This is a genomic window from Enterovirga rhinocerotis, assembly GCF_004363955.1.
Classification (GTDB): Bacteria; Pseudomonadota; Alphaproteobacteria; order Rhizobiales; family Beijerinckiaceae; genus Enterovirga; species Enterovirga rhinocerotis.
Genome location: NZ_SNZR01000013.1, coordinates 920059 through 945032, shown reverse-complemented (window position 1 = coordinate 945032; position 24974 = coordinate 920059). Strand labels below are relative to the sequence as shown.

Annotated in this window: 24 protein-coding genes; 8 read left to right on the top strand and 16 right to left on the bottom strand. The window is 69.3% G+C overall.

Annotated features, from left to right (window positions below; genetic code table 11):
• Positions 1-35: 35 nt before the first annotated feature.
• Both EV668_RS16220 and EV668_RS16215 read right to left on the bottom strand, forming a co-directional pair.
• Complete coding sequence (locus EV668_RS16220) at positions 36-773, bottom strand: GntR family transcriptional regulator (RefSeq protein WP_245513226.1); 738 nt, start codon at positions 771-773, stop codon at positions 36-38.
• Positions 774-835: 62 nt separating this feature from the next.
• Positions 836-1585: an IclR family transcriptional regulator gene (locus EV668_RS16215; protein ID WP_133771808.1), complete on the bottom strand. Its 750-nt coding sequence runs from the start codon at positions 1583-1585 to the stop codon at positions 836-838.
• Between the two features lie 165 nt (positions 1586-1750).
• Between EV668_RS16215 and EV668_RS16210 the strand changes: the two genes are divergently transcribed.
• A complete protein-coding gene (locus tag EV668_RS16210; protein WP_133771806.1) occupies positions 1751-2965 on the top strand; it encodes an ABC transporter substrate-binding protein in 1215 nt (404 codons plus the stop codon).
• 42 nt (positions 2966-3007) lie between these two features.
• Here the strand turns inward: EV668_RS16210 and EV668_RS16205 are convergent, their stop codons facing one another.
• The 6 genes from EV668_RS16205 to EV668_RS16180 all read right to left on the bottom strand — a co-directional run bounded on the left by EV668_RS16205 (position 3008) and on the right by EV668_RS16180 (position 10484).
• Positions 3008-3472, bottom strand: a complete 465-nt coding sequence (locus EV668_RS16205) for a MaoC family dehydratase (RefSeq protein WP_133771804.1) — start codon at positions 3470-3472, stop codon at positions 3008-3010.
• Positions 3473-5461, bottom strand: a complete 1989-nt coding sequence (locus tag EV668_RS16200) for an ATP-binding protein (RefSeq protein WP_133771802.1) — start codon at positions 5459-5461, stop codon at positions 3473-3475.
• Between the two features lie 7 nt (positions 5462-5468).
• Complete coding sequence (locus EV668_RS16195; protein WP_133771800.1) at positions 5469-7070, bottom strand: carboxyl transferase domain-containing protein; 1602 nt, start codon at positions 7068-7070, stop codon at positions 5469-5471.
• A gap of 25 nt (positions 7071-7095) precedes the next feature.
• Positions 7096-7938, bottom strand: coding sequence for an enoyl-CoA hydratase/isomerase family protein (locus EV668_RS16190; RefSeq protein ID WP_166652505.1), 843 nt, complete (start codon positions 7936-7938; stop codon positions 7096-7098).
• Between the two features lie 123 nt (positions 7939-8061).
• Positions 8062-9672 (bottom strand): AMP-binding protein, encoded by a 1611-nt coding sequence (locus tag EV668_RS16185; protein WP_133771796.1) that lies wholly within the window; start codon positions 9670-9672, stop codon positions 8062-8064.
• Between the two features lie 62 nt (positions 9673-9734).
• Positions 9735-10484, bottom strand: a complete 750-nt coding sequence (locus EV668_RS16180) for a TetR/AcrR family transcriptional regulator (protein WP_208111551.1) — start codon at positions 10482-10484, stop codon at positions 9735-9737.
• A 97-nt stretch (positions 10485-10581) separates the two neighbouring features.
• Between EV668_RS16180 and EV668_RS16175 the strand changes: the two genes are divergently transcribed.
• The 3 genes from EV668_RS16175 to EV668_RS16165 all read left to right on the top strand — a co-directional run bounded on the left by EV668_RS16175 (position 10582) and on the right by EV668_RS16165 (position 13836).
• Complete coding sequence (locus EV668_RS16175; protein ID WP_166652504.1) at positions 10582-11046, top strand: MaoC family dehydratase; 465 nt, start codon at positions 10582-10584, stop codon at positions 11044-11046.
• Positions 11047-11182: 136 nt separating this feature from the next.
• The gene (locus EV668_RS16170) at positions 11183-12553 is read left to right on the top strand and encodes a sensor histidine kinase (protein WP_166652503.1); all 1371 of its coding nucleotides are present in this window, start codon (positions 11183-11185) and stop codon (positions 12551-12553) included.
• 104 nt (positions 12554-12657) lie between these two features.
• Positions 12658-13836: a lytic murein transglycosylase gene (locus tag EV668_RS16165; RefSeq protein WP_133771788.1), complete on the top strand. Its 1179-nt coding sequence runs from the start codon at positions 12658-12660 to the stop codon at positions 13834-13836.
• Between the two features lie 21 nt (positions 13837-13857).
• Here the strand turns inward: EV668_RS16165 and EV668_RS16160 are convergent, their stop codons facing one another.
• Positions 13858-15009, bottom strand: a complete 1152-nt coding sequence (locus tag EV668_RS16160; RefSeq protein WP_133771786.1) for an AAA family ATPase — start codon at positions 15007-15009, stop codon at positions 13858-13860.
• A gap of 84 nt (positions 15010-15093) precedes the next feature.
• On the opposite strand from EV668_RS16160, the gene EV668_RS16155 reads away from it, so the two are divergent.
• Together EV668_RS16155 and EV668_RS16150 are read left to right on the top strand one after the other, a co-directional pair.
• Positions 15094-15993, top strand: coding sequence for an aldose 1-epimerase family protein (locus EV668_RS16155; RefSeq protein WP_133771784.1), 900 nt, complete (start codon positions 15094-15096; stop codon positions 15991-15993).
• Positions 15990-16937 (top strand): threonine/serine dehydratase, encoded by a 948-nt coding sequence (locus tag EV668_RS16150; protein WP_133771782.1) that lies wholly within the window; start codon positions 15990-15992, stop codon positions 16935-16937. Before EV668_RS16155 ends, EV668_RS16150 begins: the two co-directional genes overlap by 4 nt.
• A gap of 57 nt (positions 16938-16994) precedes the next feature.
• On the opposite strand, the gene EV668_RS16145 is transcribed toward EV668_RS16150, so the two are convergent.
• The 5 genes from EV668_RS16145 to EV668_RS16125 all read right to left on the bottom strand — a co-directional run bounded on the left by EV668_RS16145 (position 16995) and on the right by EV668_RS16125 (position 20738).
• Positions 16995-17642: a class I SAM-dependent methyltransferase gene (locus EV668_RS16145; RefSeq protein ID WP_425359626.1), complete on the bottom strand. Its 648-nt coding sequence runs from the start codon at positions 17640-17642 to the stop codon at positions 16995-16997.
• The gene (locus EV668_RS16140) at positions 17639-18796 is read right to left on the bottom strand and encodes a glycosyltransferase family 4 protein (protein ID WP_245513223.1); all 1158 of its coding nucleotides are present in this window, start codon (positions 18794-18796) and stop codon (positions 17639-17641) included. The genes EV668_RS16145 and EV668_RS16140 overlap by 4 nt, the downstream gene beginning before the upstream one ends.
• Complete coding sequence (locus EV668_RS25385; protein WP_133771778.1) at positions 18793-19431, bottom strand: MBL fold metallo-hydrolase; 639 nt, start codon at positions 19429-19431, stop codon at positions 18793-18795. Before EV668_RS25385 ends, EV668_RS16140 begins: the two co-directional genes overlap by 4 nt.
• Before the next feature lie 111 nt (positions 19432-19542).
• A complete protein-coding gene (locus EV668_RS16130) occupies positions 19543-19986 on the bottom strand; it encodes a hypothetical protein (RefSeq protein ID WP_133771777.1) in 444 nt (147 codons plus the stop codon).
• 389 nt (positions 19987-20375) lie between these two features.
• Positions 20376-20738, bottom strand: coding sequence for a hypothetical protein (locus EV668_RS16125; protein ID WP_133771775.1), 363 nt, complete (start codon positions 20736-20738; stop codon positions 20376-20378).
• Between the two features lie 136 nt (positions 20739-20874).
• Here EV668_RS16125 and EV668_RS16120 point away from each other — a divergent pair, with 136 nt between their 5' ends.
• Positions 20875-21216, top strand: coding sequence for a phasin family protein (locus EV668_RS16120; protein WP_166652502.1), 342 nt, complete (start codon positions 20875-20877; stop codon positions 21214-21216).
• Positions 21217-21280: 64 nt separating this feature from the next.
• Here EV668_RS16120 and EV668_RS16115 read toward each other — a convergent pair whose 3' ends face one another.
• Entirely contained in the window at positions 21281-21553 is a 273-nt protein-coding gene (locus tag EV668_RS16115) for a hypothetical protein (protein ID WP_133771771.1), read from the bottom strand.
• 455 nt (positions 21554-22008) lie between these two features.
• Here EV668_RS16115 and EV668_RS16110 point away from each other — a divergent pair, with 455 nt between their 5' ends.
• Positions 22009-23331, top strand: a complete 1323-nt coding sequence (locus tag EV668_RS16110) for a GGDEF domain-containing protein (protein ID WP_245513221.1) — start codon at positions 22009-22011, stop codon at positions 23329-23331.
• Between the two features lie 36 nt (positions 23332-23367).
• Here the strand turns inward: EV668_RS16110 and bchE are convergent, their stop codons facing one another.
• Positions 23368-24894, bottom strand: a complete 1527-nt coding sequence (gene bchE, locus EV668_RS16105; protein ID WP_133771769.1) for a magnesium-protoporphyrin IX monomethyl ester anaerobic oxidative cyclase — start codon at positions 24892-24894, stop codon at positions 23368-23370.
• Positions 24895-24974 lie beyond the last annotated feature (80 nt).

The window sequence follows — 24974 nt, the reverse complement described above, 5'->3', positions numbered from 1 at the left end:
AGCCGCCTTGAGCATCCTGATCGGTGTTGATTCGGTTAAGCGGCGAGGGCGTCCCCCAGCAGCACCGGTGTGGCTGCCAGGATGATGTCCGTCGTTCGCTGAAAATGGTCCGCGATCGCCCGAAGCGTCGCCTCGACATCGCGAGCGAGCACCGCCTCGACGATTCGCCGGTGTTCGCCCTCGACATCGCGTTCCGACGGCGCCAGCGGCGTCGAGAGCCGCCGGTAACGCTCCGACTGCTCGTGAAGGATGGTGCGGAACGCCAGCAGCCAGCTCGAATCGCAGGCACCGACCAGCGCCTCGTGGAAGAGGCGGTGCTCGCGCGCCCAGGCATCGCTGCAGCGGGGCTCGCCGATCGGATCGAGGCGCGGGAGGGCGAGAAGGCGCTCATGCGCCGCCCGGACCTCGGCTTCCCAGGCCGGACCGCCCTGCTCGATCGAATGGCGAAGCGCCAGGCCTTCGATCTCGATCCGCGTGCGGGTGAGGTCGAGCAGGTCCCGCGGCGACACGGCCCTGACGCGAAAGCCCTTCTGGTCCAACGCCTCGACGAGGCCGTCGCTCACGAGGCGCGACAAGGCCTCTCGCACGGCGGCGAGACTGACGGAGAAGCGTTTGGCGAGCAGCGAGATGTTGAGCTTCTGCCCGGGCATCAGATCGGCGGCGATGATCTCCGCCCGGATCCGCTCGCAGATGGCGGAGGCGAGCGTGCGCGGCCCGAGCTGTCCGGCGGTTCGGTCGAGAGTGATACCGGCGGCCCCGAGCATGGGCAGCATGCTAACTCAGCGGGCAGGATCGTCAATCGAAAATCGATATTCCGGCGGATCATGCCGCTTTTTCAGGCTGTCTGGCCGAGCGCCGTTCCGAAGTGCCGGCCACGCGCCCGGATCATGATCGCGGCCGTGGCGGGGCGGATCTCCAGGCAGCGCGAGGTGGGTCCGGCCACGACGACGGACAATTGACGCGAGGATCCGGGCAGCGGCAGGGACACGCCGGCGAGATCGGGGATATATTCCGACGAGCTCTGATGGAAGCCGCGCTCCGTGCCGGCGGAGAGTTCGCGCTCGATGGAACCGGGGCTCATCGGCGTCGTGTCGGAGAAGCGCTCGAACGCGATCCGCCGGTAGATCGCCGTCCGCTGCGCCTCGGGAAGCTGGACCAGCAGGGCGCGTCCGACCGAACTCGCATGGATGGGTACGCGGTCGCCGGTCCGCGCGTGATAGCGGACCGAATGCGGCGACTCGACCACCTCGAGGAACAGGGCATGCACGCCGCTGATGGTGGCGAGCGCCGTCGTCTCGCCCGTCTGCGCCGCGATCTCGCGGACGAGGGCGAGAGCCGCCTCCGGGAGAGGCTCCGATTCGGCCAGCGCCTGCGCCAGCGACAGCCAGCGCGGCGTCGGATAATAGCCCGCGCGCGGCCGGGGCTCGTAGAGATAGCCCTTCTCCACGATGGTGCCGACGAGGTTGAAGGTGCTCGAGCGCGGCCAGCCGAGCGCGTCGGCGATCTCGGCCAGCGTCGCCGGCGCCCGCCGCCTCTCGAAAAACTCCATCAGGTCGAAGACGTTGGCGGCCTGTCTGACGTGCATGCCCGTCCGCGCATTCCTCTGCCGGGCGGTCCCGCTGCCGCGAATCCGCCCATTCCTGCCGAGGACATCATCGCGCTCGAAAGGTCGCTTGACAATTCACATACGTGACTTTGTTATTCACGGAATGGAATTTCGGCCAAAGAGCCGGATGGATGGGAGGATGCGTTGAAGGATCTCAGGCTCGCATGGTGCGGCGCGTTGGCTGCCGTCTCGCTCTTCGCTTCGGGGGCCGCCGCGCAGACCCCGGTCAAGCTGGGCGTCCTCGCCGACATGTCGGGCATCTTCTCCGACATCGGCGGCATGGGAGCGGCGGAGGCGACGCGCATGGCCGCCGAGGATTACGAGAAGGCCCGTCCCGGCAAGCTGAAGATCGAGGTCGTTTCGGCCGACGCCCAGAACAAGCCGGACATCTCCAGCGCCATCGCGCGCAAATGGTTCGATTCAGAAGGCGTCGATGCCCTGATCGACCTGCCGACGAGCGCCATCTCGCTCGCCATCGCGCCGCTCGTCCGCGAGAAGAACAAGGTCGCCCTCTTCACGGCGTCCGGCAGTTCCGATCTCACCGGCAAGGCCTGCACGCCGAACTCCGTGCATTGGACCTACGACACCTGGGCCCTGTCTCACGGCACCGCCGACGCGATCACGAAGGCCGGAGGGAAGAGCTGGTTCTTCCTCACCGCGGATTTCGCGCTCGGCCATTCGCTGGAGCGCGACGCGACGGCGGTGATCAACGAGAACGGCGGCAAGGTGCTTGGCGGCATCCGGCACCCGACCGACGCCAAGGACTTCTCCTCCTACCTCCTCCAGGCGCAAGCCTCGAAGGCGCAGGTCATCGGCCTCACGAATGCCGGTGGCGACACGATCAACGCCATCAAGCAGGCTTCGGAATTCGGCATCGTGGAGGGGGGCCAGAAGCTCGCCGGGATGCTGCTGTTCCTGTCGGACATCCACTCCGTCGGCCTCAAGACCGCGCAGGGCCTGCAACTGACGACGGCCTTCTACTGGGACCTGAACGACAGCACCCGCAGCTTCGGCGAGCGCTATGCGGCGCGCAATGGCGGGCGCCTTCCCACCATGAACCAGGCGGGCGCCTATTCGGCGGTCCTCGCCTATCTGAAGGCGGTCGAGAAGGTCGGCTCGCCGAAGGACGGCGCGGCCGTGGTCAAGGCCATCCGGGAGGCCGGCCCCTTCGAGGATCCGCTGTTCGGGAAGACGTGGCTGCGCGAGGACGGCCGCGTCGTTCACGACATGATGCTGGTCGAGGTCAAGAAGCCCTCCGAATCCAAGCGCCCCTACGATTATTACAAGGTCCTCGCCACCATTCCGGCCGAACGCGCCTTCCGGCCGCTGAAGGACGGCGGCTGCCCCCTGGTGAAGTAGGCCTCGGCGGCGCTCGCCCGATCCGGGGAGAAGGTCCGGCGGCTACGCGACAGCCTCCGCCGGACGCTTCATCATCAGGGCGGCGCGGTCGCAGGTGCCGCACAGGACGCCGTCCTGGTTGAAGGCCTCGTGGCGGAGGTTGACGATCCCCTCCCCCGCCCTCGATTTCGACTCCCGCTTCGACAGGACGGTCGTGCGGATCCTGATCGTGTCGCCCTCGAAGAGCGGATGGGGGAACTTGACGTCCGTCATGCCGAGATTGGCGATGGTCGTCCCGAAGGTCGTGTCGTCCACCGACATCCCGACCATGCAGCCGAGCGTGAACAGGCTGTTGACCAGCGGCTTCTTCCACACGCTCTTCGCCGCCGCATGCGAGTCGATGTGAAGCGGCTGGGTGTTCATCGTCAGGAGCGAGAACCACTTGTTGTCCGCTTCCGTGATGGTGCGCGTCCAGCGATGGTCGAAGACCATCCCGTCCTGGAATTCCTCGAACCACAATCCCGGCATTCAAACCTCCTCTGCGGCGTCGATCTCGACGAGCGTCGCGCCGCTAGCGACGATGTCGCCGACGGCGCAGCGGATTGCGGTGACGGTCCCGTCCGTGGCGAAAGCCAGCGTGTGGATCAGCTTCATCGCCTCCATCTGCAGGCCCGTCTCGCCGCGTGACACCCGGTCGCCGACCTGCACGCGGATGTCGCTGACGAGCCCCGGCAGGGGAGCGACGAGGTTCCGGCCGGTCGCTCCGGCATCGTCGGCGACACGCGGCGTCTCGACGCTGAGCGTCGCGATGGCGTCGATCGAGAGCCCGGCTCGCGTCGCGAGGACGCGCCAGCCGCCTTCGGGAGCGGGCGCCACCTCCGCCGCCGTCCCAGGTCCCGCCTCGCCCGGCCCGTCGAGGTCGACCGTCACGCCATCGATCTCCGCCGACAGCCCCTCGTCCCGCCGCTCGAGGCGGATGGCGGCGCGCCCGTACTCGTCGACGACATCCGTCCAGACCCTGGCCGGGCGACGGCGCGCCATCACGCGGAAGCCCGATGGCTGCGTCCAGATGCCGGCCCCGGCCGGGGCCGTGATCGCGGCTGCGGCCGCTGCCGCGCGCACCCTCGCGAGATCGGCGGCGGCCGGCTGCCAACCCTCGGGAAAGGCCCGGCCGAGGAAACGCGTCGTCGCGCGGCCTTCGGCGAAATCGGGCTCGGCGAGGCAGTCGCGCAGGAAGGCCTGGTTCGTCGCCGCGCCTAGCAGGACCAGTGCGGCGAGCCCCCGATGCAGGCGCTCGACGGCGCTGGTCCGGTCGGACCCGTGCGCGATCAGCTTGGCCACCATGCTGTCGTAATGGAGGCCGACCTCCGAACCGCTCTCGATGCCGGTATCGAAGCGGAGACCGGCCGGTGCGCTCACCTCCGTGAAGGTCCCGACCGAGGGCTGGAAGCCGCGATCGGGGCGCTCGGCCGCGAGCCGGACCTCGATCGCATGGCCCCGCGCGACGATCTCGTCCTGCCTCAGCGGCAGCGGCAGCCCTGCCGCGACCCGCAACTGCCACTCGACGAGATCGATCCCGGTGATCGCCTCCGTGACGGGGTGCTCGACCTGGAGACGCGTGTTCATCTCGAGGAAATACGGCTCCTCGCCCCCCGCCTGGAGGATGAACTCGATCGTGCCGGCCGAGGTGTAGCCGATCGCCCGGCCGAGCTTCAGCGCGGCCTCGAAGAGCGTGGCCCGGACGCTCTCCGGCAGGTTCGGCGCCGGCGCCTCCTCGATGACCTTCTGATTGTTGCGCTGGACGGAGCAATCGCGCTCGAAGACGTGGAGGAGGTTGCCGTGCCCGTCGCCGATGATCTGCACCTCGAGATGGCGCGGATCGGCGACGAACTTCTCCAGCAGCACCGCATCGTCGCCGAAGGCGGAGCGGGCCTCGGCCTTGGCGGACGAGAGCGCCGCCTCGAAATCCTCGCCGGCCTCGACGAGGCGCATGCCGCGCCCGCCGCCGCCGGCCGAGGCCTTGATGAGGACGGGATAGCCGATGCGATCCGCCTCGGCCCGCAGGTGGCCGGGCGATTGGTCGTCGCCGAGATAGCCCGGCACGGTCGGCACGCCCGCCTCGATGGCGATGCGCTTCGCCTCGATCTTCGAGCCCATCGCCGCGACCGCCGCCGAGGTCGGCCCGACGAAGGCGATGCCCTCCTCCTCGCAGCGGCGCACGAATGCCGCGTTCTCGGACAGGAAGCCGTAGCCCGGATGGATCGCATCGGCGCCGGCAGCCTTCGCCGCGCCGATCACGGCCTCGATATCGAGATAGCTCGCCGAGGCCGCTGCCGGGCCGAGGCGATGCGCCTCGTCGGCTGAGCGGACATGGAGGGCGTTCCGGTCGGCGTCGGAATAGACGGCGATGGTGCGGAGGCCGAGCCGCCGCGCGGTGCGCATGACGCGGCAGGCGATCTCGCCGCGATTGGCGACGAGGAGGGTGCGGATCGGCCGGGGGGCCGCGGAGAGGATCATCGCTGCGCTACATCCGGTAGACGGGGCGGGCGGGGACCTCGCGCGGGCGCATGGCCCCGGTCGCGAGGCAGAGCGCGAGCACGGACCGCGTGTCGCGCGGATCGATGATGCCGTCGTCGAAGATGCGCGCCGTGCAGTAATAGGGGTCGTTCTTCTCCTCGAAGAGCCAGCGGAAGCCCCGCTCCTCCTCGGCCAACTCTTCTTCCGTCGCCGGATTGCGCGAGATGCTGGCGCGGCGCAGATCCATCAGCACCGAGGAGCCGACATCGGGGCTCATCCCCCCGAGCCGCGCATTCGGCCACATGAACATGAAGCGGGGCCGGAAGCCGCGCCCGCTCATGCCGTAATTGCCGGCGCCGTAGGAGCCGCCGGTCACGAGCGTGTAGCGGGGAACGCGGGTGTTCGAGACGGCATAGACGAGCTTCGCCGAATTCTTGGCGATGCCCGTCCGCTCGGCATCCGAGCCGACCATGAAGCCGGTCGTGTTCTGCATGAACAGGATCGGCACGTCGCGCTGGTCGCACAACTCGATGAAGTGCACGCCTTTCAGCGTGCTTTCGGAGAAGAGGACGCCGTTATTGGCGATGATGCCGACGGGCAGGCCCTCGATATGCGCGAAGCCGCAGACCAGCGTCTCGCCATAGAGCGGCTTGAATTCGTGGAACTCGCTGCCGTCGACGATGCGGGCGATGATCTCGCGCGGGTCGAGCGGGCGCGAGAGGTCGGTGCCGACGATGCCCGGCAGTTCGGCGGCGTCGAAGAACGGCCTTCGGCTCTCGCGGACCTCCGGCCCGAAGGGCTGCGGGTAGTTCAGCGCCCCGACCATGTCGCGCAGCTTGCCGATCGCCTGATGCTCGTCGGCGGCGTAGTGGTCGCTGACGCCGGAGACGGTGGAATGCATCAGCGCGCCGCCCAGCTTCTCGCGGTCCACGACCTCGCTGATCGCGGCCTTGACGATCTGCGGACCACCGAGATGGATCGAGGAATTCCCGCTCACCATCACGAACTCGTCGGCGAGGGCCGGGATATAGGCGCCGCCCGCCGTGCATTCGCCGAAGACCGCCGCGAGTTGCGGGATGCCCTCGGCCGACATGCGGCACTGGCGGTAGAAGGTTCCCCCGAAATGGTCCTGGTCGGGGAAGACGTCCTCCATGTTGCGCAGGTTCGCCCCGCCGCAATCGACGAGGTAGACGACCGGAAGCCGGTTCTCCATCGCGATGTCCTGCGCGCGGATGTGCTTGCGAACGGTCTCCTTGAAGAAGGAGCCGCCCTTCACGGTCGCGTCATTCGCGATGATGACGCAGGTCCGCCCGCGGATCGTGCCGATGCCGGTGACGATGCCGGCCGAGGGCAGGCCGTTGTCGTAGAGCCCGTAGGCCGCGAGCGGCGACAATTCGAGGAACGGCGTCATCGGATCGACGAGAAGGTCGATCCGATCGCGCACGAGGATCTTCGCACGCGCCAGATGGCGGGCGATCATCTTCTCGCCGCCGCCGCCGAGCGCCCAGTCGTATTTCTCGGCGAGGTCGGCGAGGAGATCGCCGTATTGGCGCTCGTTCTCGCGAAACGCGGGGCTTCCGGGGATGACCTTGCTGGTCAGAACGGCCATGGCGGCTCGGCTCCTCGGATCTCGTTCAGGACCGGCCGGGGAAGCGCGGCTCGCGCTTCTGCATGAAGGCGGCCATGCCCTCCTGCCATTCGGGGCCGTCGATCAGCATCGACAGGGCTTCGAGACCGATCCGGCGCGCATTCGCGAGATCGGCATCGCCGCACAGATGGACGGCCATCTTCGACTGCTCGACCGCGCGCGGCCCGGCGATGCGGAAGCGCTTCGCCCAGGCGAGCGCCTCGTCGAGCACCCGATCGGCCGGCACGACGGCCGTGACGAGCCCGTGCGCGAGCGCATCGGCCGGCTCGATATGCGTGCCGAGGAGGATCCATTCCATCGCCTTGCCGCGCCCGACGAGGCGATGGAGCTTCTGCACGCCCCCCGCCCCCGCGAGGGCGCCGATGCGCACCTCCGGCACGCCGATCCGCGCGCCGTCGGCGATGATGCGCAGGTCGCAGGACAGCGCCATCTCGCAGCCGCCGCCGAGCGCGAAGCCGTTGATCGCCGCGATCACGGGGATCGGCAGCGCCTCGATCCGGTCGAAGACGCGCGTGATGTGGGCGAGGTAGTTGTCGCGGAGCGCGAAGCGGCCGCTGCCGATGCGCCCGTCGCCTGCGGTGAAATATTTCAGATGCGCCCCGACGCAGAAGGCGCGGCCCGACCCCGTGAGAACGAGGCAGCGCGCACCGCCCGCGACGGCGCGGTCGAGCGCCGCGTCGAGTTCGGCGAGCAGTTCCAGCGAGAGGGTGTTGAGTTCGCGCGGCCGGTTGAAGGTCGCGAGCGCGATATCGGGCTCCGGCCACGAGAACGAGACGGCCTGCCCCTCGGCACCGTCCGCACCCTCCGCCGTTCGATCGGTCGCGTCCATCGCCTTCCTCCTGTCTCCGCGCGCAGTGCGCGCCGGAGACGCCATGCGGCACTAGCGCCAAATATGTCCGACTGACAAGTTTGCTGTCTAACCGGACGGTCAATGAATGACCGAGCAGACCCGTCAGCGCGCGAGCGCGATCCCACGCGCCTCGCGGTCCCAGAGCGAGGCACGGTTCGCCTCGGCCCAGCTCTTCAGCTTGTATTTCTCGATCTTCTCGCTCGCCGTCTTCGGCAGGGCGTCGATGAAATGGACGAAGCGCGGCACCATGAAGTGAGCCATGCTCCGGCCGCAGAAGTGAACGAGTTCCTCCTCGCTCGGCGCGTTCTCCGGCGCCGGAACGACGAAGACCATCACCTCGTCCTCCGACAGTTCCGACGCGACCGCGATGGCCGCGACCTCCGCGACGCCCGGGTGCTTGGCGACCAGCATCTCCACCTCGTAGGCCGAGATGTTCTCGCCGCGACGGCGGATCGCCTCCTTCTTGCGGTCGACGAAGAAGAGGTAGCCGTCCTCGTCGAGATAGGCGCGGTCCCCCGTGTGGAGCCAGAGGTTGCGCGTCTCGCGGACGGTCGCCTCGGCCATCCGGTAATAGCCGCTCATCATGATCCAGGGCTCGGAGGGCCGCACGCAGATCTCGCCCGTCTCTCCGACACCGAGCGGCCGATCGTCCTCGTCGACGATGCGGATCTCGGCGAGCCCGCGCGGCTTGCCGGCCGAGGAACCCTTGGCCTCGGGATCGCCCGGCACGAACATCGTCGTCGGGAAGGTCTCGGTCATCGCGTAGAGCGACGTGACCTGGACGCCGAAGCGCTCCGAGACGGCGCGGTAGCTCTCGCGCGAGAGCGGCAGGACCATGGCCTGGCGCACCGTGTGCGCGCGCTCGCGCGGCGAGGGTTCGGCCTTGAGCAGGATGTTCGTCATCGCGCCGAGCGCGTTGAACTGCGTCGCGCCGCAGGCGCGGATCTCGTCCCAGAAGCCCGATGCCGTGAAGCGCGACGAGACAGCGAGCGCGGCATCCGCCCAGAAGGCGGCGAAGCACGAATACCAGAGCGCATTGCCGTGGAAGAGCGGCAGGCAGGTATAGAGGACGTCGTCCTGGTGATAGCCGTAGTGCTGGGTCAGATGACGCCCGACGGCGTGGGCCTGGGCGTGAGGGCTGACGACGCCCTTCGACGGCCCCGTCGTGCCTGAGGTGTACATGATGAATTGAGGATCGTCGAAGCGGACCGCATCGACGGGCGGCGCCTCGTCCGAGGCCTCGGCAAACTCCTCCAGCGCCGCGCTCGGCAGCCCGAGCGCACCGAGCGCCGGCTCCGTGCCGCCGAGCGTGGCGAGCGCCTCGACCGCGCGGTTTCCCGCGATGGCCTCGGCCATGCGCTCCTGCCATTCCCGCGCGACCACGACGATGCGGGAATCGGACTGCTCGACGAAATAGCGCAGGAGATCGCCCCGCGCCGCGGTGTTAAGCGGCACGTTGACGGCACCGAGCTTCGCGAGCCCCCAATAGGTCCAGAGGAGTTCCGGGGAGTTCGGCAGCATGGTCGCGACATGGTCGCCCTTGCGCACGCCGAGCGCCGCGAAGGCGTTGGCGAAGCGGTTCGACAGGCGGTGCGCCTCGCGGAAGCTGTACGAGCGCCCGCCGAAGACGAGGCACGCCCTGTCGCCGACGCGCACGGCCTTGTCCGCCAGCATGTGGCCGATCGTGCGCTGCTCCAGAGGATAGTCATGCATGATGCCGGCCCCCGAAAGCCGAGCCGCCGCCGTTCTCGCCCACTCCGCATCCTCCCCCTCGGTCAGCGCGCCTTTGCGGCGCCGTTCGTCCGAGCCCTCGTCCCGCGCCGCTTCGGCGGGCCTGGATCCGGTGGATCCGAGGCCGGCGCCGGAGGCTCCGCGGCGCGGGCCTTGGCGCGCCGGCCCGAGATGCGCGCAACCTCCGTCGTCATCGCGGCGGCCGGCGTCGAGGACAGCGTGCGGTCGAAGACCTCGGCCAGAGCCGCGGCGATCTGCTCCGGCTTCCAGCGCCCGCCCGGGCGATACCATTTCGGCACCCAGTTCAGGGCTCCGAGCATGATGAAGACGACGAGCTTCGGATCGCACGGCACGATGCTGCCGTCCTTGACGCCCTCGCGGACGAGTCCTCGCAGAGCCTTCTCGAAGCGGTCGCGCTCGGCGATCACCTTGGCGTAGTCATCCGCTTCGAGCGCGCCCTCCTCGAGCAGCACGACGGCGCAGCTCAGGTCGTCGATGATCTGCGCGATGTAGCCCGACAGCGTCAGAAGCAGACGCTCGCGCCCGTTCCGTCCCTCCGCGCGCCCCTTGTCGAGACAGGCGAAGCAGAGCGCCATGGCATGGTCGAAACAGGCGGCGAGGAGCGCGTTCTTGTTCGGAAAATAGTGATAGAGCGCCGCCTTCGTGACACCGAGCCCGGCCGCGACATCGGCGAGCGAGGTCGCATGGAAGCCCCTGGCGTTGAAGGAGGTCGCGGCCTGCCGCAGGACGGCCTGGCGCTTCGCCTCGTGCAGATCTTCCCGGCTCGGAAACAAGCGGCGCGCCTCCCGTCGTTGCGGAACGGTAGTGCCCACGCTACCGTCTGACAAGCCGGTCATCTAACCGCCCGGTCGGATATGGAGGAACGCGGCCTTGGGCCTTCACGTCGAGGATTTCGAGATCGGAACGCCGATCCTGTCGCGCGGGCGGACGATCGGCGAGGGCGACATCTCGCTGTTTGCCGGGCTCGTCGGCGACCACAACCCGCTGCATGTCGACGAGGAGTTCTGCCGGACCGAGACACCCTATGGCGGGCGCATCGCGCACGGCCCCCTCACGATGTCGGTCGCGATCGGGCTGATGTCGCAGATGAACCTGATCGACGGGACGGCGATCGGCCTGCTCGAGGTGGGCTGGACCTTCGCGGCTCCCGTCAAGATCGGCGACACCGTCCGCGCGCGGGTCACGCCGCTCCTCGCCCGCCCGACGCGCGATCCCGCCCGCGGCGTCGTCAAGCTCGGCTTCGACGTCCTCAACCAGCATGACGAGACGGTGCAGTCGGGCTTCATCACCCTGATGATGAGGACCCGGAACGGGGCCGTGCCGCCGGCCGCCTGAGGGACGCAGGCGCACCCGGCGGCCGGTCGCCCCGCGAAGCATCGTGCCATCGTCGGGTTTCGTCACGACGATGGACGATTGACACGCCGTCATGCGCGAGGCTTCAAACTTGGCCGCGGTCGGAGCCTGGAAACGCATGAGGATCGGCCAATCGGACAGCGAGTTGCGCAAGCTGGTCGAGCAGCAGGCCCGGCAGTTGAACGAGGCGGCTCAGCAACAGGCGGCGACCGCAGAGGTTCTGCGCGTCATCAGCCAGTCGGCGACGAACCTCGACCATGTCCTGACGACGGTGCTGCAGAAGGCTGCCGATCTCTGCGCGGCCGGTCCGGCCCAGATCTTCCGGCGCGACGGCGAGGTGTTCCGCTACGCGGTCAGCCGCATTCTCAATCCCGTCTATCGCAAGATCGAGCAGCAGGTGCGCATCCGGCCCGGCCGGGAGACGCTGGTCGGTCGGGTAGCCCTGGAAGGTCAGGCCGTCCATATCGACGATGCCTGGGCCGATCCCGAATACGGCCCCCAGGGCGATGTCCGGATCGGCAATGTGCGCTCGATGCTCGGAGTGCCGCTGCTCAAGGGCAGCGACCTCATCGGCGTCATGGTGCTCGGGCGGAGTGAGGTCCTGCCGTTCTCGCCCGCGGAGATCGTCCTCGTGACGACCTTCGCCGACCAGGCCGTGATCGCGATCGAGAACGCGCGGCTGTTCGAGGAAGCGCGGGCGCGCACGGAGGAGCTGGAGGGCTCGCTGGAGCGTCTGCGCCAGACCCAGGATCGCCTCGTCCAGACGGAGAAGCTCGCGGCGCTCGGCCAACTGGTGGCCGGCGTCGCGCACGAGATCAACACGCCGGTCGGCAATGCCATCACGGTCACGAGCATCGTCGAGCGGGAGCTTCGCCGCCTCCGCGAACGGACGGCGCAGACCGGCGTCGATCCCGCCGATCTCACCCGCGCCCTGCACCGTCTCCGGGACGGCACGGCGATGGTCTCGGCCAACCTCGATCGCGCCGCGAGCCTCATCCAGAATTTCAGCCGGATCGCATCCGTCCAATTGAGCGGCGGTCGCCGCCGGTTCTCGGCGAAGACCCTGCTCGACAAGGCTCTCCAGGCGCTGCCGCCCCAGCGGCACAGCCTCGTCGTCGAGTGCCAGGAGGGGCTCGACATCGACGGCTATCCCGATCTGCTGGCGCAGGTGATCGAGGGCCTGATCCGCAATGCCGGCACACACGCCTATGCCGAGGACGAGACCGGAACGATCGCGATCCGGGCCCGCCTCACCGAGGAGGGCGATGTCGCGATCCGCGTAGAGGATGACGGTTGCGGCATTGCGCCCCAGCACCTGAACCGGGTCTTCGAGCCCTTCTTCACGACGGGGCGCGGAAAGGGCGCCCTCGGGCTCGGGCTCCACATCGCCCATGGCGCGGTGGCCGCCATGATGGGGGAGATCGCGGTGGAGAGCACGGTCGGGACGGGGACCTCGTTCACCGTCGTCTTTCCGCAGTACAATCCCTGAACCGGGGGCCGCGGACGCGCTCGCCTCGGTCCCGCCCTCGGCCTTGGTTAAGCTGATCTTAACGGCGATCCGGACAATCGGGCCGACACAGGAGTGATCTTGCGATGCGGTTCAAGGGTTTCGTTCTCGCTGCCGTGGTCGGCCTCGCCGGAACGAGCCCGGCCTTGGCCAATTACCAGAGCTGCCTCGCCGGCCTGCGCAGCGAGGCCGCCAGCAAGGGCATTTCGGCGCGCACCTTCGATGCCACGGCGGGCCAGGTGCAGCCGGACATGACCGTGCTCGACCTGATGGGCAACCAGCCGGAGTTCAAGACGCCGATCTGGGACTACCTGACCATGCTCGTCGACGACGAGCGCGTGCAGGACGGCCGGGCCGCGATGCGGCGCTGGGGCCAAGCCCTCGCGACCGCCGAATCGCGCTACGGCGTCGACCGTCACGTCATTGCCGGGGTGTGGGGCGTCGAATCGAATTTCGGGAAGGATCTCGGCACCCGCCCGCTCGTCCAGTCGCTGACGACCCTCTCCTGCTACGCGACCCGCCGGCGCGATTATTTCAAGGGCGAGCTGATGGCGACGCTCAGGATCATCCAGAGCGGCGACATCCATCCCTCGCGCCTCACGGGCTCCTGGGCCGGGGCCTTCGGGCAGACCCAGTTCATGCCGTCGACCTATCAGCGGCTCGCCGTCGATCTCGATGGCGACGGGCGACGCGACATCGTCGATTCGGTGCCCGACGCCGTCGGCTCGACGGCGAACTTCCTGCGCCGCGCCGGCTGGGTCAACGGATTGCCCTGGGGCTTCGAGGTCCGCGTCCCCTCCGGGGTCGCGCCGACCGGCCGCAAGGGCAAGCGCCCGCTTTCCGCCTGGGCCTCCGCCGGCGTCACCCGCGCAGACGGGCGGCCGCTCTCCGGCAACTATACGGCTGGCCTCATCATGCCGGCCGGACGGAACGGCCCCGGCTTCCTCGTCACCCGCAACTTCGACGCGCTCTATTCGTATAACGGCGCCGAATCCTACGGCCTCGCCATCTCGGTCCTGTCCGATCGGCTGCGCGGTGCCCCGGGAATCCAGGGCCAATGGCCGACGGACGATCCGGGCCTGACGCGGGTCGAGCGGCGGGAACTGATGGTCCTGCTCGCGCGCCGCGGCTACGATGTCGGCGAGCCTGACGGGCGCATCGGTCCGAAGACCCGCGACGCGATCAAGGATGTCGAGCGGCGCCTGGGCATGAAGCCGACCGGACGCGCCGGCGGGAAGGTCCTGAACGCGCTGCGCCGGGGCTGACGCGCGGATCCGCGCGCAGCCTCACGGCCAGGTCCAGGAGGCCCGCTCGTCCTCCCCGGCGATGGTCTCCCCGAGCCGCTTCGACAGATCGAGGCGCCGGCATGGCGCATGCGCGGCCAGGGCCTCGACCAGCCGCCGCGCATGAGTCACGACCACCACCTGCCCGTTGAGCGACGCCGCGCCGATCAACCGCGCGAGCGGTTCGAGAAGGTCCGGATGCAGGCTCGTCTCGGGCTCGTTGAGCACCGTCAGCGGCGCCGGACGCGGCGACAGGAGCGCCGCGACCAGCAGGATGTAGCGCAGCGTGCCGTCCGATAGCTCGGCGGCCCCGAGCGGACGCAGCAGCCCGCGCTGATGCATGACGAGGTCGAAATGCGCCCTCTCATGCGAGATCTCGATCCTCGCGCCCGGAAAGGCATCGTCGATGCGATGGTCGAGTTCGCGCTCGTCGCCGATCTCCCGGATCGTCTGAAGGGCCGCCGCGACGTCGGACCCGTCATCCGACAGAGCCGGCGTGTAGGTTCCGACCTGCGGCCGCCGCGCCGGCGCGTCCCGGTCGGTGCGCAGGTGATCGTAGAAGCGCCAGGCCCGCATCCGCTCACGAAGGTCGAGCAGTTCCGACGCCGCCTGCGGCTCCGCGCAATGCGTCATCATGCTGTCCACCGCCGGCAGCCCGGTCGCGATCTGCTGCCACACGCCCTCCGCATCGCGGATACGGACGGAGCGCCCCTCGCGCTTGGCGAAGACGTTCGACCGGCGGATGGTCTCCCCGGTCCAGATCGCCTCCTGCTTGATCTCCGGATCGAGGAAGAAGGCGGAAGGAGGAATCGGCGGCGGCAGGCCCAGCTCGGCCGCGTAGCCGTAATCGGGCCCGGAAAAACCCAGCTTCAACCGGATGGGATTCGTTCTCACCGTGCCTTGCACGGGAGTCGTCCCGGCCTTCATGCCGCGGGAATAGGATTCGGGGCCGGCCCAGAGCGTCGAGGGCAGCCCGCCCTCCTCCGCCAACGAGCGGATGATCCGCCCCTGCGCGATGTCGGCGAGGAGCCGCAGGGACCGGTAGAGACTCGATTTTCCGCTCCCGTTCGCCCCCGTCACCAGGGTCAGCGGGCCGAGCTCGATCCGCAGGTCCCGGAGGGATCGATATCCCGCAACAGCCAACCGCGTAATCATCCGCCCACCGCCGCCCGATTGCGCTGCACCATTGCATCGAGGCCCGAAAGCGGGAAGACGTGCACGGTTGAAACGGAGCTGCCCATGACCGATCCCGATGTCGTCCAGCTCGGCGCCGGAGAGGCGGAGGCGAGGATCGCCCTGCGTGGTGCCGAACCCGTCTCCTGGCGAATCGGCGGCAGGGATCTGCTCTGGAGCGGCGATCCGGCCCATTGGTCGTATCACGCACCGATCCTCTTCCCCCTCGTCGGAGCCTCGAAGGGCGGCGTCATCCGGATCGGCGGCAAGGATCATCCGATGCCGCAGCACGGCTTTGCCCGCACGAGCACCTTCTCGCTCGCGAGCCGCGACGAGAGTTCCGCGACCTTCGTGCTCACGGAGACCAAGGAGACGCTGGCCGCCTATCCGTTCCGCTTCTCGCTCGAAGTGACGGTGACGCTGTCGGCGACGAGCCTGCGGCAGGACTTCACCGTCACCAACCGCGGGCAGGACATCATGCCCTACGGTCTCGGCGTCCATCCCGCCTTCCCCTGGCCTCTCGGCGGCGAGACGAAGGACGGCCATCGCGTCGTCTTCGAAAAGCCGGAGATGCGCAGCGTGCCCGAGATCGCCGAGGGTGGCCTCCTCGCGCGCCAGACGCGCAACGTCCCTCTCCAGGACAATATCCTGCCGCTCGCCCCCGAGCTGTTCACCGAGGCGCTCGTCTTCCTCGACGCGCAGAGCCACGCGCTGAGCTTCCAGGCGCCGTCCGGCGAGGCGATCAAGCTTGCCGTCGACGAGTTCCCGCATCTGGCGGTCTGGTCGCGGCCCGACGCTCCCTTCCTGTCGCTCGAGGCCTGGAGCGCGCATGCCGATTGGGAGGACGCGTCCGGCAAGCTCGCCGAGCGCGATTCGATGACCTTCCTCAAGCCGGGCGAACAGGCCCATCACCGCGCCACGATGAGCGTCTCGCCGGCGGGCGGCGCGAAGGCGGCAGCGAAGTGAGCGCCCTCCCCCGGGCCGCGATCGAGGCGGCCGCCGCCCGCATCGCCCCTCACATCCGGCGCACGCCCGTGCTGTCGCCGGGACCGGGCACCTTCGGCATCGACGTGCCTCTCTGCCTCAAGCTCGAATTCCTGCAGCATGCGGGTTCGTTCAAGACCCGCGGCGCCTTCAACGCGATCCTGTCGGGGACCGTGCCGGCGGCCGGAATCGCCGCGGCCTCGGGCGGCAACCACGGCGCGGCGGTCGCCTACGCGGCCCGCCAGCTCGGATATCGGGCGCGCATCTTCGTGCCGGCCATCGCGAGCCCGGCGAAGATCGCCGCGATCCGCGCCTACGGGGCCGACATCGTCATCGGCGGAGAGCGCTACGCCGATGCCCAGGCGGCATGCGACGCCTTCGTCGTCGAAACAGGCGCGCTCCGCATCCATCCCTTCTCCGCGGCCGAGACCATCGCCGGCCAGGGCACCCTCGCGCGCGAATGGGAATCGGACGCGCCCGATCTCGATACCGTGCTCGTCGCGACGGGCGGCGGCGGTCTCGTCTCCGGCATGGCATCCTGGTGGGCCGGGACCGGACCGCGCGTCGTCGCGGTCGAGCCCGAGGGATCGCGGGCGCTGCATGCCGCCTTCGCGGCGGGCGGCCCGGTCGACGTTCCGGTCGAGTCGATCGCCGCCGATTCGCTCGGCGCGCGCAATGTCGGCGATCTCGTCTTCTCGATCTGCCGCGACACGGTCGAGGACGTGGTTCTCGTCCCGGACGCGGCCATCGCGGCGGCCCAGGTCGCGCTCTGGCGGGAGTGCCGGATCGCGGTCGAGCCGGGCGGCGCGACCGCCCTCGCCGCCCTCCTCCGCGGTGCCTATCGCCCGGAACCGGGCGAGCGGGTCGGAGTGCTGGTCTGCGGCGCGAATGTCGACTCGGCAGGACTCGCGGCGCTCGAGGGCTGAGGGTCGCCGCCTCGCCGTGCTCGCCACGTCGCAAGCCAAGCTCAGCGGAGCCCGGACCTATCGCAGCCGCCAGACCTTCGCGCGCTTGATCTCGGCATCCTCCAGCGCGCGTGTGACGGGCACCGAATAGGCAGCGACCTCCTCCAGCCTCTCGGTCGGCAGATAGGAGCGGCCGGGATCGCCGATGAGAACCGTGGCGCCGCGCTCCTGCAGGCCCCTCAGCCAATCCTCCATCGCGGCGGCGATGTCGCGATCGTAGAAGATGTCGCCCGCAAGGACCGTGTCCCAGCCCTCGTCGCGCCCGATCAGGTCCTCGAGGCGCGGCCGGACGGCGACGCCGTTCGCCTCGGCATTGAGGAGGATCGCCTCGGTTGCGAAGGCGTCGATATCGGCCGCCTCGACCGCCCGCGCACCGGCCAGCATCGCCGCGATCGCGACGAGGCCCGAGCCGGAGGCGACATCGAGCACCCGGCGCCCGGCGATCGCGTCCCGATGGTCGAGCACGTAGCGGGCGAGCCCCTGTCCGCCCGCCCAGGCGAAAGCCCAGAACGGGGGCGGCAGGCCGATCTCGCCGAGCTCCTCCTCGGTCCTCTCCCAGAGCGCCGTCGCCTCGTCGGCGAGATGGAGCCGGACCTCCGGCACGTGCGGCACCGGCAGGAGCCGCGTCTGGGCGAGGATGAAGGCCCGGCGGTCGGCGATCGTCACGGCGCCGATACCGCCTCGCCGAGCATGCCGCGATAGAGCGTCTTCACCTGCTCCATCACCGCGCGTTCCGTGAAGCCCTCGAGCACGCGGGCCCGGGCCGCCTCGCCCATCGCGGCCATGCGGTCGGGATCGCCCGCGAGTTCGGCGAAGGCGCGCGCCAGCGCGGGCGGATCGTCCGGCGGCACGACGAGCCCTTCCCGCCCGTCGCGGACGAGGCGGCGGCAGCCGGGGACGTCGGTCGTCACCACGGCCCGCCCGCAGGCCGCGCCTTCGAGGAGCGTGCGCGGCAGCCCCTCCCCGCCTCGCGAGGGCAGGCAGCAGACGTGATGCTCCCGCCAGACGGAGGGAGCGTCGCGGGTCGGGCCGTGCCAGGCGATGCCCTCCTCACGCGACCAGTCCCGCAACTGCGCCTCGCCGAGGGCGCGTGGGTTCGAGGGGTCCGGGGCGCCGTAGAGCGAGAGCGTGACGTCGGCCCCCTCCCGCCTGGCGATGCGCACCGCCTCGACGGCCGTGTCGATGCCCTTGGACCACAGCATGCGGGCGACGATCGCGACCTTGAGCGGCGGCGAGGGCGGCCGGGGAGCCGGCGCGAAGATATCCGGATCGATCCCGGCCCCCCCGACGATGGCGACGCGGCTGCCGTCCGCCGGGTCGAGACCGAGGAGGCGCGGATCGTCCTCGTTCTCGAACAGGAAGCGGGTGCCGCGGCTCTGGAGCGGCCCGCGCAGAAGCGTGCGGATGGCGGCCCTCGCGCCGCGCCCGACGAGATCGGGCCGCGCGCCGAGATAGCCGAGCCCGGTCAGCGCATAGACGCGCCGATCGATCCGGGCCATGGCCGCCGCCGCGCCGCCGACGAGGATCGAGCGGAGGGCGATGCAGTGGACGATGTCCGGACGGCGCGCCTTGAGGATCGCCGAGAGACGGCCGGCGGCGTTGCCCGCGGCGATGGGGTTGAGGCTGCGCCGCTCCGCTTCGAGCGGCACGACCCGCGCGCCGGTCGCCTCGATGACGGAGGCGTGGTCGCGCACCCGCGTGATCACGTCGACCTCGAGGCCGAGCTCGCGCGCGGCCCGCGCCATCGGCAGGAAATGGGAGGCGAAGAACCAGTCCTCCGTGACCACGAAGGCGAGGCGACCGAACCTGTCTCCGCTCACCGCAGGAACAGGTTCGTCGCCCTCTCCTGGCCGATCGTCGAACCCGGCCCGTGCCCGGGCAGGAAGGAGACGTCGTCGCCGAGCGGCAGGACCTTGGTCTTGATGGCGGAGATGAGCTGCTCGTGGCTGCCGCCCGGCAGATCGGTGCGGCCGACGGAGCCCTGGAACAGGACGTCGCCCATGAAGGCGAAGCGAAGCGCCGGCGAGAACAGGACGACGCTGCCGGGAGAATGGCCGGGGCAGTGCAGGGCGTGGAAGGTCACGCCCGCGATCTCGATCGTGTCGCCCTCGGCGAGGTAGCGGCCGGGCTTGACGGCTCGGACGCCGTCCATGCCCCATTTCCGGCCCTGCTCCTCCAGCTTGTCGAGGAGGGGCTGCTCCAGCTCGTGCGGGCCGACGACCCCGACCCCGAGCGCCTCGGCGAGTTCGGCCGCGCCCCCGGCATGGTCGATATGGCCGTGGGTGAGGAGGATGAAATCGACGGTGATGCCGGCCTTCTCGATCGCCTGACGGATCACCGCGACGTCGCCGCCCGGATCGACGACGACCCCGCGCTTCGTCGCAGCCGACCAGGCGAGCGAGCAATTCTGCTGGAACGGCGTGACCGGCACGACCTGGATGTTGAAATCAGCCATACCGTCCCTCTAGGCCATTCCGGGCGCCGGTGAAACGCACCAGGCGTGCCGTGCGAGCCTGCGAGGCCCGGCGGATACCGGACCTCGCGGCGTCTCGAAAGCGGCCGCGGCTCAGCGGCGCTTGCCGCCCTTCGGCGGGGGAGCGGGCTCTTCCGCCCCGGCGGCGAGCTGGGCCTTGATCGCGAGGGACGCGAGCGGGCTCGCGACCTCCACGACCTCGCCCTTGAGGCCGGCCTTGGGATCGAGCGTTCCGGTCAGCATGACGACGCGGCCGTCATCCTTGCTGAGGTCGACCTTGGCGCCGCCGGCATCGCTGAGATCGACGGGCGCCGGCGAGACGTCCTGCGCGTTCTGCGCATTGGTGTAGAGGATCGCGACCTGCGAGCCGACGATGACGCCGAGATAGCAGATCTCGTCCTGCGTGCGGCACGGGAAGAGCGCGGGCGGGGCAGGCTCGGCCGCGGCGGGCTTGGCAGCCGGCTTCTTCTGCTGGGCCTCGGCGGGCCCGAAGGCAGCGACCGACGCCAGAAGGGTGAGGCAAAGAAGAGCGCGCATCGACATCCCCGTGTTGTTCCGATCGTTGCCGACTCGGCCCCAAAAGGGGCGCGATGATGGCCTGGGCCGCTCCTGCCAGCCACAATCCGGACGCGCTTACAAGTCCCTCCGGCAGCGGTCATCACATCCGGACCTCGGCAAAAAAGCGGCTTTTCGCGCAACTCTGGCTCGACTTTTGACCGATCAAGGCAAAGGATTGACTCCTCGGAACGAGAGACGCGGGCTAGTATCCTTCAACGAAAGGGACGCAGAGCGATGGCGAGACGGCCGACACGATCGACCTCGGAGCCCACGGATCCCGCATCGGGCGCCGCCGAGGCGGCTCCTCAGCCATCCGTCGCAACGCCCCCCGATTCGCCGAAGCGACGGCCCACCAAGCCGGCGGCGCCTCAGCACGATCTGCCGGGTCTTTCCTCCGCGGCAAGCCCGGTCGCCGAACCCAAGACAGCGCCGAAGCCCGCCCGGGCCGCCCCGGCGAAGCGCGCCGCCGAGCCCAAACCGAAACCCGCCCAGGCGACCGCGAAGGTTGTCACCCCGCCGCCGTCACGCAGTTCCTCGGCCTCGCCCCGGAAGCCGTCCCCGCCGGCTCCCGTATCGCCGCCGCAGAAGACGACCCGTCCGCCAGGCGCGACGACCGGAAAGGCGGTCGCAGCCGATGCTCCGCCGGCCCCGATCAGGCCATCGGCCCGTGCGAGCAAGGCGGCGAGCAAAGCCGCGCGGACGCGGGTGTCGCGGCCGGCGACATCAGCCAAGCCGGCGCCTGCCGCCAAGCCCGCGCCCGCAGCTACGCCGGCCAGCCCCCGGGCGGCCACCTCGCATCCGGCCGCCGACAGGCCCGCGCCAGGATCGATGCGGGTCGAGGCACCCATTTCCCCCGAGGTTCGGGACGTGGCGGAGAAGAATGTCGAGCAGGCCCGCGAGGCCTATGGGCGATACATCACCGCGACGCAGAAGATGCTCGATACGCTCGACGATGCGAGCCGGCAGGTCTGGTCAGGGGCGAAGGACGTGAACATGCGCGTCCTCTCGTTCGCCGAAGCCAATGCCCAGGCCGGCTTCGACTATGCCGGACGGCTCGTCCAGGCGAAGACGACGACGGAATTCGCGGCCATCCAGCAGGATTACCTGCGGCAGGCGACGGAGCGGCTCGTCCGGCAGATCGGCGAAATGAACGATCTCGCCCGCGAAGCCGCCCGCGACATCGTCGAGAAGGCGAAGCCCAAAGGCTGAGGCCCGAGCTTCAGCCCCCGCGACGCGGTCGACGATCGGATCGAAACAGCGATTCGCGCCGGCCTTAGCGGGCGGCGATCCGGCGAAGGGACGGCCGTGCGACGCGGCGCTCGACAACGACCGAGCGGTTGCCGGCGATGATCGAGGTCGCGGGCTTCACCCGCAGCGGCATCAGAGGACGGACCTCGTCGATCGAGACACCCATGAACCCGGCCGCGATCTCGATCTGCGCCTCGCGATCATCGCTGAGGTCCTGAGCCGCGCTGATCGCCTCCTCGATCGTGGGAGGTTCCTTCCGCACGCGCGGCGGCGGAAGATCCTTGGCGCGCTTTCGCATCGTTGGTCGCCCTGTCATCATTTGTGCACTGCAACATAAATCGCGGCACGACACAAGGTTCCCTCGCGTGGGAACCGGTGCATGATTGACGCATCGGTACGGACGGCGAACTGAACGCAGGGTGAAGAGCGATCACGTCCGGGCGGCCCGGGGCCGTCTCGGCCGACAGGCCCATGCCTCTGCGCGACGGTCAGATCAAGAGGCAGCGGCCGATCGGTGACGACGACGCGACGACGCGACGAGCGACGCGCGCCCATCGTCCGGCCGGCCGCGAGCCGCAACACCGCCGCGACCGTTCCATATCGTACAGCGATCTCGCAGGCGGATGATCGGGGATTATGTCAGTCGCCTGGCAAGGCGAGGTCTCTGCCTTCGGTGGGAGACGCATCAGCCGACCTGTCGCGGGAGGTGCTGCCTTCTGGCAGAGCCGCTGTGCGTCAGCGGACTTGCTCGCGATGGCCGCAGCGGGCGACGGGAAGGCGATGATCGGATTGCTCGTTCTGTTTGTGCAGGCGTCGCTCTATTTCTGGGCGATGGCGCTCGTGTTCAGGGCGCGCAGGCGGTTGGGCGTGGGCGTCTTCGTCTGCTGCCTGGGCGTGATGCATTTCCTCGAAACGTATCTCGCGGCGGTCTTCTTCATCCAGTTGCCGTTCGGGCTGATCTCGCCGGGATCGACCGTCCTGTTCTCAGGCAAGCTCGCGATGATCCTGCTTCTCTACGCGAAGGAGGACGCCGAGACGGTCCGTCAGCCGATCTACGGACTGCTCCTCGGGAACTGCCTGCTCGTCCTTCTCGCGGCGATCCTGCGCTTCCATTCGCCGGTCGTGCTGCCGGACTACAACGCCGACCTCGCCTTCATCGATCAGCTCGGCCTTCTGATGATCTGGGGCACGCTGCTGCTCTTTGCCGACAGCATCCTGCTGATCCTTCTGTTCGAGCGGCTGAGAAGCCTGATCCGGCTTCCGGTCTTCCTCTATTTCTTCCTCGCGCTCGCCATCATCCTCAGCGTCGATCAGATCCTGTTCTATCATGGCCTCAAGATCATTGCCGGAGCGCCGACGAGCGCGCTCGAAGGCGGCTGGATCGCCAAGATCGGCGCCGCCCTGATCTACAGCCTGTTCATCGCCGCCTACCTGCGCTGGATCGAGCCGGCCATCGCGCCGGTGAAGAACGCACAGAGCTCCGGCGATCTCTTCGACAAGCTCACCTATCGCCACCGCTACGAGGCGCTGCTCAAGACCACGGGCATCGACCCGCTGACCGGCGTCATGGACCGCCGCCGGCTCGAGGAGATCGGCGCGGCCAGCGCCGCGCGGGCGATCGTGCGCAAGCAGCCGCTGAGCGTGGCCATCATCGATGTCGACCATTTCAAGGACATCAACGACCGCTACGGTCATCTCGTCGGCGACGAGGTCCTGGTGAAGATCGCCGCGGCGATCAAATCCGGGATCCGGGCCGAGGACCACGTCTTCCGCTACGGCGGCGAGGAGTTCGTGGTTCTGGGTGAGGCGATGCCGCGCGAAGCCGCCCTTCTTCAGGCGGAGCGGCTGCGCAGCGCCATCCCGGCCGCGTTCGGGGACAGCCTCGCTCTCGCGCCGACCGTCAGCATCGGCGTCGCCACCGGCCCGCTGGACGGGGCCAGCTTTCTCGAACTCCTGGCCCGCGCGGATTCGTGCCTCTACACCGCGAAACGCGAGGGACGGAACAGGGTCGTCGGAAGCGATCCGACGCAACACCCGACCAGCAGCGCCCAACCGGCCCACGGCCTCGCTCACTGAGCCGCGACCCGCCGGCTGCGGAGACGGGAGCCTGCGTCAGGCAGCCCGATCGCGGCCGGCTCGGGAGGCCGTCATCGACTGCTCTTCCTCGTCCTGGGGCGCTCCCCAGAACTGGGCGACCGACGGCCCGTTCGCGATCCGGCGGTCCCGGACGAAGAAGTTCCAGATCTCGAATGGCCAGACGCGCCGGCCCATCTGCGTATACCAGCGCATGGCATGGCGCAGACCGCGATCCGGATGGAACAGCACGCGAGCGAGGGCCTTGGGGCGGGATTGAACGACGAATTCCGTGAACTTGAACCAGAGCAGCACCCGCCAGGCCGGCATGTGCCGCGTCGCCAGCACCTGATGCTTGTAATCCCACCGCCGCCGATCCGTCTGGATGACACTCCGCTCGCTCGCCAGCCTGAAATAGGGGGTCCAGCGATGCGGGGTGACGTAGAGCATCTGGATCTGGTCGGGGTCGTAGGACAGGAGCTGCCGGAGCCCACGCCAATGATCGGCGTCGGTCTCCTCCTCGAAGCCGACGACCCAGGTCGCCATGGACAGGATGCCGTTCTCTCTCAGCAGCCGGATCGCCTCGCGATCGGTGGAGGTCGCGCCGCCCTTGCGGATCAGCTTGAGGGTGGCCTCGTCGGTATTCTCCATGCCCAGCAGGAAGCGCTGCCAGCCGGCCTTCTTGTAGAGCGGCAGGATGTCGGCATCGCGCACGATGTCGTCGGCGCGGGTCGAGCCGACGAGGATCAGATCCACGTCCTCGGCGATCAAAGCCTCGAGGAAGGTGTGCCAGGCCTTCTTGGAAACGGTCGGGTTCTCGTCGGCGAAGTTCACGACCCGGACGCCGTGCTCGCGATGCAGCCGCGCCAGCTCCCTGGCGAAGAGGACGGGATCGCGATGTCGCCAGCGGGTCCAGAAGCCGCGCTGGCCGCAATAGTTGCACAGATGCGGGCAGCCGCGGGAGAACTGCACCACCACCGCCCGCAGACCGCCCCAATAGCTGTAGCGGGCGTGGTCGATCAGATCCCACCCGACCCGGTAGGCGTCGAGATCGCGGATGACGGAAGCGGGCCGGGTCGCCACGGGCTCGCCCCGGCTCCGGCAGGCGATGCCGGCGATGTCATGGATCGGCAGGCCCGCCGCGAGCGCGGCCATCAACCGCCGCGTCGTCTCCTCGCCCTCGCCCCGGACGATCGCCGTGACGGAGGGCTCCTCCGCGAGGATCTCCCGCCAATGGTAGGTCGGATAGACGCCGCCATACACGATCGTGATGTCCGGCCGTGCCGCCGCGATCGCCGCGGCGACCTCGCTGATGACGGGATGCCCGGAGGTCGAGCCGGAATGGCCGAACAGCACGGCGTCGGGAGACCAGGCCAGCGCCTCCCGCACGATGTCGGCGAGCGGCATCGGTCCGAACTCGGCGTCCAGGAGACGCACTGCGTGGCCGTCATCGACGAGGGGGCCGCCGACCGCGAGAAGACCGAGCGGCGGCAGATGATCGTCGGGGATGCGGCTCCCGATCGAGGGATGGGGAACGTTGACGAGGAGGATGCGGAACGTGCTCATGCCGACGGTTGTCGACCGCCGCCGTGCAGCACGTTCGGCGGTCTCCGCTCAGCGTCACCTCATCTTTCGTGCAGGCCCCA

Bases quoted from the DNA above. Each gene is read 5' to 3' on its own strand.
- EV668_RS16220 (WP_245513226.1), bottom strand. From the start codon at position 773: ATGCTGCCCATGCTCGGGGCCGCCGGTATCACTCTCGACCGAACCGCC.
- EV668_RS16215 (WP_133771808.1), bottom strand. From the start codon at position 1,585: ATGCACGTCAGACAGGCCGCCAACGTCTTCGACCTGATGGAGTTTTTC.
- EV668_RS16205 (WP_133771804.1), bottom strand. From the start codon at position 3,472: ATGCCGGGATTGTGGTTCGAGGAATTCCAGGACGGGATGGTCTTCGAC.
- EV668_RS16200 (WP_133771802.1), bottom strand. From the start codon at position 5,461: ATGATCCTCTCCGCGGCCCCCCGGCCGATCCGCACCCTCCTCGTCGCC.
- EV668_RS16195 (WP_133771800.1), bottom strand. From the start codon at position 7,070: ATGGCCGTTCTGACCAGCAAGGTCATCCCCGGAAGCCCCGCGTTTCGC.
- EV668_RS16190 (WP_166652505.1), bottom strand. From the start codon at position 7,938: ATGGACGCGACCGATCGAACGGCGGAGGGTGCGGACGGTGCCGAGGGG.
- EV668_RS16185 (WP_133771796.1), bottom strand. From the start codon at position 9,672: ATGCATGACTATCCTCTGGAGCAGCGCACGATCGGCCACATGCTGGCG.
- EV668_RS16170 (WP_166652503.1), top strand. From the start codon at position 11,183: ATGAGGATCGGCCAATCGGACAGCGAGTTGCGCAAGCTGGTCGAGCAG.
- EV668_RS16165 (WP_133771788.1), top strand. From the start codon at position 12,658: ATGCGGTTCAAGGGTTTCGTTCTCGCTGCCGTGGTCGGCCTCGCCGGA.
- EV668_RS16160 (WP_133771786.1), bottom strand. From the start codon at position 15,009: ATGATTACGCGGTTGGCTGTTGCGGGATATCGATCCCTCCGGGACCTG.
- EV668_RS16155 (WP_133771784.1), top strand. From the start codon at position 15,094: ATGACCGATCCCGATGTCGTCCAGCTCGGCGCCGGAGAGGCGGAGGCG.
- EV668_RS25385 (WP_133771778.1), bottom strand. From the start codon at position 19,431: ATGGCTGATTTCAACATCCAGGTCGTGCCGGTCACGCCGTTCCAGCAG.
- EV668_RS16130 (WP_133771777.1), bottom strand. From the start codon at position 19,986: ATGCGCGCTCTTCTTTGCCTCACCCTTCTGGCGTCGGTCGCTGCCTTC.
- EV668_RS16115 (WP_133771771.1), bottom strand. From the start codon at position 21,553: ATGCGAAAGCGCGCCAAGGATCTTCCGCCGCCGCGCGTGCGGAAGGAA.
- EV668_RS16110 (WP_245513221.1), top strand. From the start codon at position 22,009: ATGGCCGCAGCGGGCGACGGGAAGGCGATGATCGGATTGCTCGTTCTG.
- bchE (WP_133771769.1), bottom strand. From the start codon at position 24,894: ATGAGCACGTTCCGCATCCTCCTCGTCAACGTTCCCCATCCCTCGATC.